13 protein-coding genes and 3 tRNA genes are annotated in these 14,117 nt (G+C 63.0%); 14 read left to right on the top strand and 2 right to left on the bottom strand.

Annotated features, from left to right (window positions below; all coding sequences use genetic code 11):
• Window positions 1-34: 34 nt before the first annotated feature.
• The 5 genes from UC34_RS10240 (at window position 35) to UC34_RS10220 (ending at window position 1,208) form a co-directional block, all read left to right on the top strand.
• Window positions 35-220: a hypothetical protein gene (locus UC34_RS10240; protein WP_044455447.1), complete on the top strand. Its 186-nt coding sequence runs from the start codon at window positions 35-37 to the stop codon at window positions 218-220.
• Window positions 221-292: 72 nt separating this feature from the next.
• Window positions 293-368, top strand: a tRNA-Lys gene (locus UC34_RS10235).
• Between the two features lie 59 nt (window positions 369-427).
• Window positions 428-503, top strand: a tRNA-Lys gene (locus UC34_RS10230).
• Window positions 504-557: 54 nt separating this feature from the next.
• A tRNA-Lys gene (locus UC34_RS10225) sits at window positions 558-633 on the top strand.
• A 386-nt stretch (window positions 634-1,019) separates the two neighbouring features.
• A complete protein-coding gene (locus UC34_RS10220; RefSeq protein WP_044455446.1) occupies window positions 1,020-1,208 on the top strand; it encodes a glycine zipper 2TM domain-containing protein in 189 nt (62 codons plus the stop codon).
• A 109-nt stretch (window positions 1,209-1,317) separates the two neighbouring features.
• Here UC34_RS10220 and UC34_RS10215 read toward each other — a convergent pair whose 3' ends face one another.
• Window positions 1,318-1,680: a hypothetical protein gene (locus UC34_RS10215; RefSeq protein WP_044455445.1), complete on the bottom strand. Its 363-nt coding sequence runs from the start codon at window positions 1,678-1,680 to the stop codon at window positions 1,318-1,320.
• A gap of 361 nt (window positions 1,681-2,041) precedes the next feature.
• Here UC34_RS10215 and UC34_RS10210 point away from each other — a divergent pair, with 361 nt between their 5' ends.
• The 5 genes from UC34_RS10210 (at window position 2,042) to pdxY (ending at window position 9,173) form a co-directional block, all read left to right on the top strand.
• Window positions 2,042-2,311, top strand: coding sequence for a MoaD/ThiS family protein (locus tag UC34_RS10210; protein WP_044457991.1), 270 nt, complete (start codon window positions 2,042-2,044; stop codon window positions 2,309-2,311).
• A gap of 195 nt (window positions 2,312-2,506) precedes the next feature.
• Complete coding sequence (locus UC34_RS10205; protein ID WP_044455444.1) at window positions 2,507-3,652, top strand: beta propeller repeat protein; 1,146 nt, start codon at window positions 2,507-2,509, stop codon at window positions 3,650-3,652.
• 414 nt (window positions 3,653-4,066) lie between these two features.
• Complete coding sequence (locus UC34_RS10200) at window positions 4,067-5,713, top strand: methyl-accepting chemotaxis protein (RefSeq protein ID WP_044455443.1); 1,647 nt, start codon at window positions 4,067-4,069, stop codon at window positions 5,711-5,713.
• Between the two features lie 329 nt (window positions 5,714-6,042).
• Window positions 6,043-8,139 (top strand): elongation factor G, encoded by a 2,097-nt coding sequence (fusA, locus tag UC34_RS10195; RefSeq protein WP_044455442.1) that lies wholly within the window; start codon window positions 6,043-6,045, stop codon window positions 8,137-8,139.
• A gap of 173 nt (window positions 8,140-8,312) precedes the next feature.
• Complete coding sequence (gene pdxY, locus UC34_RS10190) at window positions 8,313-9,173, top strand: pyridoxal kinase PdxY (RefSeq protein WP_044455441.1); 861 nt, start codon at window positions 8,313-8,315, stop codon at window positions 9,171-9,173.
• 121 nt (window positions 9,174-9,294) lie between these two features.
• Here pdxY and fghA read toward each other — a convergent pair whose 3' ends face one another.
• Window positions 9,295-10,149, bottom strand: a complete 855-nt coding sequence (fghA, locus tag UC34_RS10185) for an S-formylglutathione hydrolase (protein WP_044455440.1) — start codon at window positions 10,147-10,149, stop codon at window positions 9,295-9,297.
• A 317-nt stretch (window positions 10,150-10,466) separates the two neighbouring features.
• Here fghA and UC34_RS10180 point away from each other — a divergent pair, with 317 nt between their 5' ends.
• The 4 genes from UC34_RS10180 (at window position 10,467) to UC34_RS10165 (ending at window position 14,074) form a co-directional block, all read left to right on the top strand.
• A complete protein-coding gene (locus tag UC34_RS10180) occupies window positions 10,467-11,429 on the top strand; it encodes a winged helix-turn-helix domain-containing protein (protein WP_044455439.1) in 963 nt (320 codons plus the stop codon).
• Window positions 11,430-11,517: 88 nt separating this feature from the next.
• Window positions 11,518-13,200, top strand: a complete 1,683-nt coding sequence (locus UC34_RS10175) for a glycoside hydrolase family 18 protein (protein WP_084070522.1) — start codon at window positions 11,518-11,520, stop codon at window positions 13,198-13,200.
• Entirely contained in the window at window positions 13,197-13,397 is a 201-nt protein-coding gene (locus UC34_RS10170) for a hypothetical protein (RefSeq protein ID WP_044455437.1), read from the top strand. The genes UC34_RS10175 and UC34_RS10170 overlap by 4 nt, the downstream gene beginning before the upstream one ends.
• Before the next feature lie 470 nt (window positions 13,398-13,867).
• Window positions 13,868-14,074: a hypothetical protein gene (locus tag UC34_RS10165; RefSeq protein WP_157123129.1), complete on the top strand. Its 207-nt coding sequence runs from the start codon at window positions 13,868-13,870 to the stop codon at window positions 14,072-14,074.
• Window positions 14,075-14,117: the final 43 nt, after the last annotated feature.

The following is a 14,117-nucleotide window of genomic DNA, read 5'->3' as shown; positions in this document are numbered from 1 at the left end:
TTTGAATTGCGCTTCTGCGACAGGGAGACCGACCATGATCGTGCCCCATCTTTCCAATGCCCAGCTCGTCAGCATGTTTGCGATCGCGGTGTTCGGTGCGATCGTCGTCGGCGCCATGCCCTGCAAGGGGGCGATCCGAATGTGCTGGCGCTCGTTGCTCGTCGTCGTGGGCGCGGTGCTCGCGGTACTGGCATTCGAACTGGTTCCCCTGCTCGCCTGAGACCTTTTTTGCGGATTTTCACCATTAAGGGTTGACCCCATGCGGAAGAGCCGATATTATCTCGGTCTCGTTGGGGCGTTAGCTCAGTTGGTAGAGCAGCGGACTCTTAATCCGTAGGTCGAGTGTTCGAGTCACTCACGCCCCACCAAACGAATTTGATGAAGAAGGCTGCGATGCCGTGCAGCCTTTTTTATTCCCGGTAGCATCGGGGCGTTAGCTCAGTTGGTAGAGCAGCGGACTCTTAATCCGTAGGTCGAGTGTTCGAGTCACTCACGCCCCACCAAAGCATTACGAGAAGGCTGCGACGCATGCAGCCTTTTTTGTTCCCGGTAACACCGGGGCGTTAGCTCAGTTGGTAGAGCAGCGGACTCTTAATCCGTAGGTCGAGTGTTCGAGTCACTCACGCCCCACCAGAGGTATCGCAAGGGCCGCACATTGTGCGGCCCTTGTCGTTTTTGCTTCGATTTTGCTTCGTGTCGGCCTTGTCGTGTCGGCCTTGTCGTGTCGGCCTTGTCGTGTCGGCCTTGTCGTGTCGGCCTTGTCGTGTCGGCCTTGTCGTGTCGGCCTTGTTTCCGCTTCGCTTTTTGCTGACGCTTCGCGAATGCATCACCGCGCTCTGTCGTTCGTCACACGTGGCGCGTGCTTCCTCATCCTCGCTTTCACCTCTTCTCCTCTGACCTGTCGTCCAATTCCTACAGGCATTTCAGTCGCAGCCGATAGTGTGCAAAACCTCCGCGGGCTATGCTGGATTCATGTCGCTGTGCAAGTCGCGGCCGACACTGGCTACAGGAGGCGCATCATGAAAATGGCGAAATCGATTCTCGTTGTCATCACGGCACTCGCGATGGGGTCCTCCATCATCGGGTGCACGCTGGGTGGCGCAGCAGCGGGCGGCGTCATCGGTCACGAAGCGACTGGCGGCAGCACCGCCGGCACCATTGGCGGCGCCGTCGTGGGCGGTGTCATCGGCCACGAACTGGGCAAGTAACAACGCCTCTACGCTTGAGGTCATGTCCCGGCCTGCCCATGGCAAGCCGGGATTTGCTTCGTCAGCTTCGCCCAGCGCCGTCGAGATCCATCAGCACCATCAAGCACCATCAGCGGCCCACAATGTACAGCGGTGCGTTCGCGCCGAAGCCATACAGTATCAACACGTCCCCGATGAGCGCATCTCCCGCCGCCCTCGCTTGCGCCACACTTTCATAACGCCTTGCCTGCGCGGTGCATGTCACGTAGTGGCGGTGGCCGCCCACCACCGGATCGTCCTGGCGACCGACGAATGCGGCCTGCCTCACGCTCCACACAAAGTGCCCCTCGCATTTCGCAAGTTCCGGCGGACGCTTGATCGCCGGATCCAACGTGTTCGCATCTTCCCCGGCCTTATGCAAACGCCACAGGCGCTTGATCGCCGCGTCGTTCCACCGCCCCATACCAATGTCCTTGCCTTTGAGTCTTGCCATCACTCCCCTCCTCGGATATTTGCCTGCGGCACCGCGCTCGCGGGCACTTTGATAATGGTGACCAATAACGAGGTGAATGGGGTTGGGGAGTGTCCGATATGCGATGCCACACCCTACGATCACGCTCCACGCGCATCGAAACTCGTTGTGCGTCATGCAAAGGACACCAAATAGCGCCCTGCATCCAACGCATGGCCGCTAACTGCGTTATTTCCGGCCATACATAGCGCGGCGCATGCACAACAACACGAGGGCCGAGACTACGTCGCCGATGTGCAAATGATCCTCATTGTCTACACTGAAAGCCTCACCCATGCGGACCGTCCGACGATTCCCGCAGACGGCGCTCGACGACAACGACATGGCGACTGTCACTTTCGCACCGGCAATTCAACGTCACGTGCCCGTGGCCGAACAGCACGTCGACAGCAGCGACGTGCGCGATGCGCTCGCACAGTGCGTATCGCGCGCGCCAGCGTTGCGTGGCTATCTGTTCAACGATCAGGGCCGCTTGCGCGCGCACGTCGCCGTGTTTGTCGACGGCCGCCTGATTCGCGATCGTCAGACGCTGCGCGACGAACTCGGCGCTGCCAGCGCCGTGTACGTGGCGCAAGCGCTGTCAGGCGGGTAGCCACGCTGCAACGACACGTCGCCCGCATACGCACGCGGGCAACCGACGACGAATTTCGGACACACCTCGCGGGCACGACATCAGGCACAAACTCAGACACGATTCTTGGGCGATTCTCGGGCACTTGCCCAGCGACACCAGAGCCACGCAGGCGTCGTCACAGGACGATCCTCGCGCCAGCCAAGGAGGAGCAACATGGAACATGTCATCGGTGCGACGTTACTGGTCGCCACTCGCAAGGGATTGTTCACATGGGAACGGGAAGGCGCGGTCTGGCGATTGACGTCGAGCACCTCCGACTTTCCGGGAGAACCGGTGAGCATGGTGCTGCACGACCCGCGCGACGGCACCGACTACGCCGCGCTCAACCTGGGGCACTTCGGCGTGAAGCTGTGGTGTCGTTCGCGCGACGACACCACGTGGACCGAGTTGCCGCCGCCGGCCTTCGCACCACAGACGGCATCGGCGGCGCAGGCATCACTTCAGGGCGAGCCGCCCGATAGCGCTTGCGCCAACGCTCAGGCGCCCAGCGTCGATCTGCTCTGGTCGCTAGAAGCGGCGGGCCCCGATGCTCCCGGCGTATTGTGGGCGGGCACCATACCGGGGGGCCTGTTCCGCTCGGGCGACCATGGCCGCACCTGGCATTTGGTCGAGAGTTTATGGAACCGCCCGGAGCGTGCCCAGTGGATGGGCGGTGGGTATGACCATGCGGGAATTCATTCGATTTGCATCGATCCCCGTGACAGTCGTCAGGTGATCGTCGCCGTGTCGACCGGGGGCGTGTGGCGCACGAGAGACGGTGGCGACACGTGGGCGCTGGCTGCCTCCGGCATGGAGGCCGATTACATGCCCCCGGAGCGACGACTCGATCCGAATGCGCAGGATGTCCACCGACTCGTGCAGTGCCGCGACGCGCCCAATGCGCTCTGGGCACAACATCACAACGGCATCTTCCGCACGCTCGACTACGGCGCGTCATGGCGTCGCATTCAGGCGGCTCCGTCGAGCTTCGGCTTCGCCGTCGTCGTCGATCCGCACGACCCTGACGTTGCGTGGTTCGCGCCGGCGCAACGCGACGCATGTCGTATCCCCGTCGACGCACGACTGGTTGTCACGCGCACGCGAGACGGCGGACAATCGTTCACATCGCTCTCGCACGGATTGCCGGAAACCCCGTCCTACGATCTGATTTACCGGCACGGACTGGACATCGATGCCACCGGGCGAACGCTCGCCATGGGCTCGACGACCGGCGCGCTGTGGGTCAGCAATGACGCCGGCGAGCAATGGCACAGCCTGTCGGCACATCTGCCACCCATTTATGCCGTTCGTTTTGTCTGATCCTTCTAATTTTCGCCGTCAGGTTCTCTGACGGCGGTCATCTCACCCGAACGTCGCGTGAACGTCGCCAGCACGTCGCCTTCACGTCGTCTTCACGTCGTCTTCGCCCCGTCGCTGCGTCGTCGCTCTGTCGTCGCTCTGTCGTCGCTCCCCCCGTTCGGATGTAGGAAAAGCTTCAGTTCCCATATTTCCTGTCGTATATGAAGTCAGACGGACTGGCTTCATCGAATCCCCCCGTCACGCGTCGCCGGACATGTCACACGTGTCGAGACCGGCGCGTGAGCCAAGGTCGCGTCACGCCTTACCCCTGGTATCGACGCGCGCCGCGGCACCGGCGACCACTCCTCGAAACGCCGACAGCTTCACGTGACCCGTGTTGTCTTGGCATCCAATACCTATAAGGAGTCAATTTCTATGCGCATCGCCGACCTGAAGATCCGAACCCGATTGGCCGTCGGTTTCGGCACGTTACTTGTTCTGCTTCTCAGCATGTTGATCGTTGCGTTGGTACGCTTCGTCGCCATCGAGCGCGCCAACGAAGAACTGCTCACCAGCGCGTGGGCGAAAGCCGACGCGGCGCATACGATCGACGCCATGGTGCGTGGCAATGCGCGCCGCCTGCTCGAGTTTTTCACGACGACGAATCCCGCCCAGCGTACGACGTACAACGAGCGCATCGATGCCAACCTAGCGCGCATGAGCGAGGCGCAGGCCTTGCTGGACAAGTACGTCACCACGGAAAACGGCAAGCGGCTGACCAAGGCCATTCGCGAGCAGAACGAAGCCTTCAAGAAGGCGCGCATCGCGGTCGTTGCCGAACTCGACGCCGATCAGCGCGAGACCGCGCTCGGCATCGTGCAGCAGCAGGCGCTGCCCGCGCTCGACGCCATGCAGAACGAGGCCGTCGAGCTCGTGACCTTTCAGAAAAAGATTCTCGATGAGACGGGGGCGGCAACGAGCGCCGACATCGCGTTCGCCAAGCTGCTGCTCGTCGTATTGGGCGCACTGGCTTCGCTCGTTGGGATCGTCGCGGCCTGGTCGGTCACACGCAGCATCACACGCCCGATCGCACGTGCGGTAGAAGTCGCGCAACGGGTGGCGCAAGGCGATCTCACAAGCCGTATCGACGTGACGAGCCGCGACGAAACGGGGCAATTGATGGCAGCCCTCAAACACATGAACGAAAGTCTCGATCAGATTGTGCGGCGCGTGCGCAGCGGCACTGCCTCCATTACGTCGGCCTCGGGCGAATTGCTCGCCGGAAACACCGATCTGTCGTCGCGCACCGAGGAGCAAGCCGCATCGCTCGAAGAAACCGCGTCGTCGATGGAGCAACTGACGGCGACCGTCAAACAGAATGCCGAGAATGCCCGTCAGGCAAGTCAACTCGCGGCGAACGCGTCGGAGATCGCCGGGCAAGGCGGTCGTGTGGTCGATGGCGCCGTACGCTCGATGCAGGAAATCGCCGACAGCTCGACGAAGATCAACGACATTATCGGCGTGATCGACGGTATCGCCTTCCAGACCAACATCCTGGCGCTGAACGCTGCGGTGGAAGCCGCGCGTGCCGGCGAACAGGGGCGCGGCTTTGCCGTCGTCGCCGGCGAAGTGCGCACGCTCGCGCAACGCAGCGCCGCCGCGGCCAAGGAAATCAAATCGCTTATCGAGACCTCCGTGCACAAGGTGCAGGACGGCTCGTCGCAGGTGCGTGACGCCGGCCGCACCATGACGGACATCGTGCAGGCCGTCCAGCGCGTGACCGACATCATGGGAGAAATCTCTGCGGCGTCGACCGAACAGTCCGGCGGCATCGAACAGGTCAACACGGCCGTCATGCAGATGGATCAGGTCACGCAGCAAAACGCCGCGCTCGTCGAACAGGCAACGGCGGCCGCCAGTTCGCTCGAAGATCAGGCGCGCAACTTGCGCGACGCCGTAGCGATCTTCCGGTTGCCCGGCGGCGATCCGGCAAGCGCCGAGAACGATGACGGACCGGACGCCGCCGCGAACGCGCCGCGCGGCGCCGTGCTGGCGTTTTCACGTCAACGCCAGGTCGCCTGACGACACTGCAACACGGCGTCACATCGGCACCCCGGCGCCTCGGCCTCCGGTGCTTGCGCAGCCGTTGCGCACGGTCCGATGTTTCGTCGTTCCCTCACACGCCCCGCCCGTTCGGCAGGGCGTTTTCGTCAGCCGATTTCCTCTGTTATCGGAGAACGGGCGTCATTCGCGAGCCGTGCCCGCTGCCCTCGATTGCAATGTGAGCAACCGCTCCAAACCCCCATGACTGCTGGCCTTGCGGGCAATGTAGCGCTCAGCGCGTTCACCCGACATTGGAGTATGATGGCTGCTCCTATGCTTTTTCCCCACCGTCTGAAAAGAGGTGCACTGTGGCCCGAAAGACCCCCATCGAGCGCTACCGAAATATCGGCATCAGCGCTCATATCGACGCTGGCAAGACAACGACGACCGAGCGGATACTGTTCTACACGGGCGTCAACCACAAGCTGGGCGAAGTCCACGAAGGCGCTGCCACGATGGACTGGATGGAGCAGGAACAGGAGCGCGGCATCACGATCACGTCCGCAGCGACGACCTGCTTCTGGCGCGGCATGGCCGGCAACTTCCCCGAACACCGCATCAACATCATCGACACGCCGGGACACGTCGACTTCACCATCGAAGTCGAACGCTCGATGCGCGTGCTCGATGGCGCATGCATGGTCTACGACTCGGTTGGCGGCGTACAGCCGCAATCGGAGACCGTCTGGCGTCAGGCCAACAAGTACAAGGTGCCGCGCATCGCGTTCGTGAACAAGATGGACCGCGTGGGCGCCGACTTCTTTCGCGTGCACAAGCAGATTCACGAGCGTCTGCGTGGCAATGCCGTGCCGATCCAGATTCCCATTGGCGCCGAGGACAACTTCCAGGGCGTGGTCGATCTGGTGAAGATGAAGGGCATCGTCTGGGACGAGGAATCGAAAGGCGTGAAGTTCGAGTACGTCGATATTCCGGACAACCTCAAGGCCACGGCGCAGGAATGGCACGAGAAGATGATCGAGGCCGCCGCCGAGGCCAGTGAGGAACTGCTCGACAAGTATCTCGGCGGCGACACGCTGAGCGAGGAGGAAATCAAGGCCGGGTTGCGCAAGCGCACGGTCGCGGGCGAGATCGTCCCGATGCTGTGCGGCACGGCCTTCAAGAACAAGGGCGTGCAGGCCATGCTCGATGCGGTCATCGAGTACCTGCCCTCGCCGGTGGACGTACCCGCGATCGCCGGGCACGACGAAGACGACAAGGAAATCGAGCGCCATCCGTCGGACGACGAACCGTTCTCCGCCCTCGCCTTCAAGATCATGACCGACCCGTTCGTCGGCCAGTTGATCTTTTTCCGTGTGTATTCCGGCGTCATCGAGTCGGGCGGCACGGTGCTCAATCCGCTCAAGGGCAAGAAGGAGCGTCTGGGGCGCATCTTGCAGATGCACGCGAACACGCGTCAGGAACTCAAGGAAGTGCGCGCGGGCGACATTGCGGCGGCCGTGGGCCTGAAGGAAGCGACGACGGGCGACACGCTGTGCGACCCGAACCACGTCATCATCCTGGAAAAGATGGAGTTCCCGGAGCCGGTGATCTCGCAGGCCGTCGAGCCGAAGACCAAGGGCGACCAGGAAAAGATGGGCCTCGCGCTCAACCGTCTGGCACAGGAAGATCCGTCGTTCCGCGTGCAGACCGACGAAGAGTCCGGGCAGACGATCATCTCCGGCATGGGCGAGCTGCACCTGGAAATTCTGGTCGATCGCATGCGCCGCGAGTTCGGCGTGGAAGCGACCGTCGGCAAACCGCAGGTCGCCTACCGCGAAACGGTGCGAAAGAAAGTCGAAGACGTGCAAGGCAAGTTCGTCAAGCAATCGGGCGGACGCGGCCAGTACGGCGACGTGGTCATTACGCTCGAACCGGACAAGGAAAAGCCGTACGAATTCGTCGACGCCATCAAGGGTGGCGTGGTGCCGCGCGAGTACATTCCGGCCGTCGACAAGGGCATTCGCGAAACGCTCAATAACGGCGTGGTCGCCGGATACCCGGTCGTCAACGTGAAGGTCACCCTCACGTTCGGCTCCTACCACGACGTGGATTCGAACGAAAACGCATTCCGCATGGCCGGCTCCATGGCCTTCAAGGAAGCGATGCGCAAGGCCGACCCCGTGCTGCTCGAACCGATGATGGCCGTGGAAGTCGAGACCCCCGAAGAGTTCATGGGCAACGTGATGGGCGATCTCTCGGGACGTCGCGGCATCATGCAGGGCATGGACGACATCGTGGGCGGCGGCAAGATCGTTCGCGCCGAAGTGCCGCTCTCGGAGATGTTCGGTTATTCGACGTCGCTGCGCTCGCTCACGCAGGGGCGCGCCACATACACGATGGAGTTCAAGCATTACGCCGAGGCGCCGAAGAATGTGGCCGACGCCATCGTGACGTCGAAAAAGTAAGATCGTCAGTGAGGTAGTACGCGCCCTACGTAGGGACGGCAAGGCAAAATACGCCGTTACCTGCGCCACCGGCGGTCAACGCCCGCATCGGAAACGCCTTTGTCTTAGGATCAGGGACGTGCCGCTCGCGGGCGTTGTGTTTTTTTACCCGTATTTGCCCCTCCGTCTTCATCATGATGAAAAACGTCCTCAGCATTCAGTCCCACGTGGTGTTCGGCCACGCCGGCAACAGCGCCGCCGAGTTCCCGATGCGACGTCTCGGCGTCAACGTCTGGCCGATCAACACCGTACAGTTTTCCAATCACACGCAGTACGGCAAATGGACGGGACAGGCGCTGCCGAGCGACGAAATTCTGAAGCTGGTCGACGGCATTGCCGACATCGGCGAACTGGTCAATTGCGACGCCGTGCTCTCGGGGTATCTGGGGGCGCCCGAGCAGGCGAGTTTCGTGCTCGCGGCGGTGCAGCGCGTGAAATACGCCAATCCCGCCGCGATTTATCTTTGCGACCCCGTGATGGGTCATCCGGAAAAGGGTTGCCAGGTCAAGCCGGGCATCGAGCAGTATCTCGTCGAGCATATGCCCGCAGCAGCGGACATCATTGCACCGAACCATCTCGAACTGGAAAAGCTCTCGCAGCATCCCATCGACACGTTCGACGACGCGCTGGCCGCTTGTCGCGCCCTGCTCGCTCGCGGACCGAAGATGGTGCTCGTCAAGCATCTGGAGTACGCGGGCAAGCCCTCGGATAACTTCGAAATGCTCGTTGTCACGCACGACGAGGCGTGGCACGGCACACGCCCGCTGTATCCGTTCTCGCGGCATCCCGTGGGCGTCGGCGATCTCACCTCCGGCGTGTTTCTCGCACGACTACTCAAGGGCGATACGGTGCGTGCGGCGTTCGAACACACGCTGGCCGCAGTCGATGCCGTACTGGCCGCCACGCACCTCGCCGGACGCTACGAACTGGAGATCGTCCGTGCGCAGGACGAGATCGTCACGCCGCCGCGCCGTTACGAAGCGCAGGCGGTGTGACGTCAACGCGCTCCCCCCGGAGCGCCCGGCATACGCCTGGCAAGGCCGTTCTTATCCCCGTCCTGAACCCCGTTCTGAATCCCGTTCTGAATCCCGTTCTTAACGAGCGATTACCGGGCGATCAGTAGGCCCGCAGATGTTCGGCGTGATGTGACAGATGATCTGCCATGAACGTCTGAATGAAGTAATAGCCGTGGTCATAACCTTCGTGGCGGCGCAGGTTCAGCGGTTGCCCGGCTTCACGGCAGGCGCGCTCGAAGATGTCCGGATGCAGCTGGGCTTCGAGGAACTGGTCGTTCAGACCCTGATCGATCAGAATACCGCCCGGAAACACCGCATGCGCTGCCGCGGCGATCAGCTCGCTCGCATCGTACTGCCGCCACGTCTCGCGATCCGTCCCCAGATACCCCGTGAACGCCTTCTCTCCCCACGGGCAATGCATCGGCGCCGCAATCGGGGCAAAGGCCGACACGGAGCGGAATTTGCCGGGATTGCGCAGCGCAAGCGTCAGCGCGCCGTGACCGCCCATCGAGTGACCGAAGATGCCGATACGCCCGGCATCGATCGGCAGCGACTGCGTCACCAGTCCGTATAGCTCATCGACGACGTAGCTGTACATGCGGTAATGCGTCGACCAGGGCGCCTGCGTGGCGTCGAGATAGAAGCCCGCCCCCACACCGAAATCCCATGCATCGGTCTCGCCGGGCACGCCCGCCCCGCGCGGGCTGGTGTCGGGGGTAATCAGCGCCACGCCGTGTTCTGCGGCGAGCCACTGTGCGCCCCCCTTGATCATGAAGGTCTCTTCCGTCGACGTGAGCCCCGCGAGGTAGAACAGCGCGGGCACGACGCGACCGTCGCGCGCTTGCGGCGGGATGAAGACGGAAAAACGCATCGGCAATCCGATCACGGTAGACGTATGACGATAAAAGCGCTGCGTGCCGCCGAAGCAACGGTGTTCGGAAATGAGTTCGAGCATGGCGAAATCCGGGTGAGTGCGAGAAGTCGGTCAATCAATGAACCACTGACGTCGGCAGGGGCCGCGACCGGCGCCGATGCCGGAAGGACTTAGCGGCATGACAGCGTGGCGGGCGGCGCCTCTTGCGAGATATGGCCGTTATCTTACCTTGCGATGCGACGAGTGACATTGGTCAGGTACCAGGCGAGCGCAGCGCGCATGTCGTGCGTACCCCGGGGCCGGGAACCTATGTCGCGCTTTCTGCGGTTTGATGTCTTGTGACAGGCGAACCGGCGTCGCTACGGTTGGCGTCCCTTCCTCGTTACCCGGAGCGCCCCATGTCGACCCCACCGTTCGACCTCGACGATGTCACCAATCTCGTGCAGCACCACGGCATTTCCGCTCGCCTGTCGGAGCAGGAAAAGCGTTTGCTGGTGCGCCTTGCCGCACGTCCGGGCAAGGTCTTCGACAAGCCCGCCCTGATGGAAGCCCTGTGGGGACAGCGCGCGCAATGGATGGAAGACGCCGCCCTCGTACAGCTTGTCTCGCGCCTGCGACGCTCGCTCGCGCCACTCGGCCTGCACCGCGCGATCGTGACCGTCGCTCGCGTGGGATATCGCTTCGATATGCCGGTCGCTTCATTGGCTTTCGCGACCTCAGCAACCTCAGCAACCTCAGCGGCTTCAGCGGCGTGCGATTCGCGGCAGGCCGAACCGGATAAACCGGACGAACCCGGAGATGCCGACGTCATGACACCGGCAACGCCCCCTTACCCGCATGTCGATGCCGGCACGGCGGCACTGTCGATCGGGGACGCAACCGCCCACACGTCGCCCGCGTCCGCGCTCCTGCACGGCGTCGCGCGTGACGGACACGGCGAAGTGCGTCGTCAGGGTGTCACCGTGCGAATTCCGCAAATCGAGTACCGCTTGCTGTGCGCGCTGCGATCACCGCCGGATGTTGCGCATGACAAACGTACGTTGATCGCCACGCTTTGGCCGGAACGCCCCGATCAGGACGACACCAATCTGATGCAGGTCGTCTCGCGTCTGCGGCGCAGGCTCATTCCGCTGGGCCTGCATGGCCACATCGTGACCGTGCCACGCATTGGCTATCGATTCGAACCCTGGCACGAGCCGGGGAACGCTTCGTCGACGCGGACTGCGGGCACCCCCTCCGATACTTCGCCTCCTGCGTCCGGGCGCGGCCGAACGGGGTTTGCAGCAGCGCTCTTGAATGCGCTGCATCGTCTTGGACACCTGACATGCCTGACACGGCGTTTGCGCTGGCGACGCCGATAAGCGAGCGCGACGCTGATCGTGCCGATGCCAACGCGGCAAGCGCCGCCCGGCGACGGCAATCGTCCATTCACTTTCAGGAGTTTGTCGCATGTCTGAATCGTTCGAATCATCCAAGCCATCCCAACCCGGCCAATCGGGCAAACCGGGCAAACCGGGCCAACCGGCAACATCCCCCCAACCGTCCGCCAACGCCAATGCCAACGCGTCGCGTGCGCTCGACGCAACCCCACTTCCTCTGGATGCCTCACCGAGCCAACTGCTGTTCCCGACCGATCCGCACGAGGGCGCGACCGAAACGACCTACGCTCAGAACGGCTTCGACCCGGCCACCAGCACGACGCAGTTGTCATACACGTCGGCGCGTGTGGCGCGCCGCGTCTACAACCGCTACGCCAGAAACGCCTTCGAGCTCTCCGGCTACTACACCGACTGGTCGCAATACGACGGGCGGCTCGACGGCGACTTCAGCAACGAGGCCGCCGGGCGCGGCGTCGATCTGATGTTGCTCGATCCGTTCGCCTACGACCGGCTGGTCGTCGGCTTCGCCGGCATCGTCGGCGATCGCGGCGAGAAGGCGCAGACGATTGCGCGCGCGGCCACGGACTTTTCCCGCAAACCCGATCAGGCAACGTTTGTCGACAGTTGGGGCGACGTGCTCGCGTATCGCAACTGCGGCTTTGCCGGCTGGGTCAGCAACGATGTGATCCCGATGTTCCAGCAATCGCGCGCGCAGGGGGTGCTGGGCGGCTTGCGTCTGCTTCACGCCAGGAACCCCGCGCTGAAGCTGGCCCTCGCCATTGGCGGCTGGACAATGAGCCAGGCGTTTCATGCCTTGGCGGCGAGTCGCGCGCGACGCAAGACGTTCTGTGCGAGCGTCGTCGATCTGCTCAAGCGCTTTCCGATGTTCTCGGAGATCAATCTCGACTGGGAATATCCCGGCTCTCCCGGCGACGACGGCAACCTTTACGACGACGCCGACGGCCCGAACTACGCCGCGCTTGTGAGCGACCTGAAGACCGCATTGATCGCTGCCGGACGTCAGGACGTCGAGATCTCGATTGCCGCCTCGGCCAGTGTGGCCGACATGCGCAAGGCCAACCTGCCCGGGCTGATCGCGGCGGGCATCTCGCGCATCAACCTGATGACGTACGACTTCTTCGGCACGCCATGGGCGCCTGCCCTCGCCCATCACACCAATCTGCACGACACGAATCCGGCCGACGCCGGCGGCTTTTCGATCGACCGCGCCGTGACATGGCTGCGTCAGGCGGGCGTGCCGCTCGCCAAGGTGCACATCGGTTATGCGGCCTACTCGCGCAACGCCCTTGACGCGCAAATCACTCAGGTGAGCGGACTCTCGGGCACATACTCGCCGGGCACCGGCGTGAGCGCCGGCACGTTCGAGTCGGGCACGACCGAGTATTACGACCTGCTGCGCAATTACCTCGATTTGGAAAACGGAACGACACGCAACGGCTTTGTGCTCTACACCGATCCGGTGGCTGACGCGGACTTCCTTTTCCACCCATCGACCGGCCTGTTCATGTCGCTCGACACGCCACGCACGGTGCGCGCCAAGGGCGACTACGTCAAACGCAACGGACTCGGCGGGCTGTTCACCTGGACGATCGATCAGGACAACGGCGTACTCGCCAACGCGGCGCACGAGGGATTGGGGCATCGGGTGACGGTCTCCCACATCGATATGTCGCCGTTCTACTTCGGCGGAAAGACGTCGCTCGACGATTCGCCCGTGGAGGATCGCGCATGAACTTCCTCTTGTCCCGGCTGCTGGAGCCGTCGACCTGGGCCGGTCTGACGGGACTGGCGGTGTCGCTCGGCACGTCTCCCGACGTCATGCATGAGCTGGCGCAGGCCGGCGCGGCGCTCGCCTCGCTCGCGGCGATGGTCTTGCCCGAACACGCGCCGCGCCGCACGTCGAACGACGGCGTTTCCGGACAGCCGTAAGGTCGATTGCCGACGTTGCGGCAGTCGTCGCCGTCGTCGTCCCCATCGCCCTCGCTGTGGTTGTCGCTGTTGTGACGGGTCTGACATGGGCCGGAAGCCTCGCCGCATCTGGCTTGCGGCTCATGTCACTAAAAAATTGTCACGATTTCTAAACTTTTCGCTGCGCGCGTCGCTATACGTTAGAGAACACGCATCAGCGTGTTGCACTGCGTCGCACCATGAAGTTTTGGGAAACCCCGGAAAGTTGTCACATTGACACGCTAAGATGCCGACGACGTAAACAACGGCATTGCGAGACACCCGGAGCCCCAGTCCGTCAGGCAGTTGCGGCAACGAAGTCCCTCAGCATGCATAACAGAAGCGTCGCGCCGGCATCGACCGCGCGGCCCGCTCGTCGGGCGAGCCAGCGGATGCACGATGCGACGACGCACCATAACGACCAGATTCGCCAGAGATTGACCGGGGGCCCTATGAAGCTGATCCTGTTGGCGCTTGCCGCCTCGCTTTTTACGCTCGTGATGATGGTGCAGGCGCGCAGCGAAGCGAATGATGTCGCCATCTCGAAGTCCACCGCACAACCTGCCGGCATCAGCGTGAGTGAGCGAGCGCGCACCCGCAAGGACATGGCGATGTGGAACGCGCGTCGCAAGATGCATGCCGTGCGTCAGGAAGACTGACCAGCCATCCGGCAACCTGGCAAGCCTGTCCCCGGGGGCACGA

The organism is Pandoraea vervacti, from assembly GCF_000934605.2.
Classification (GTDB): Bacteria; Pseudomonadota; Gammaproteobacteria; order Burkholderiales; family Burkholderiaceae; genus Pandoraea; species Pandoraea vervacti.
This window is presented reverse-complemented; position numbering and strand designations above follow the sequence as displayed.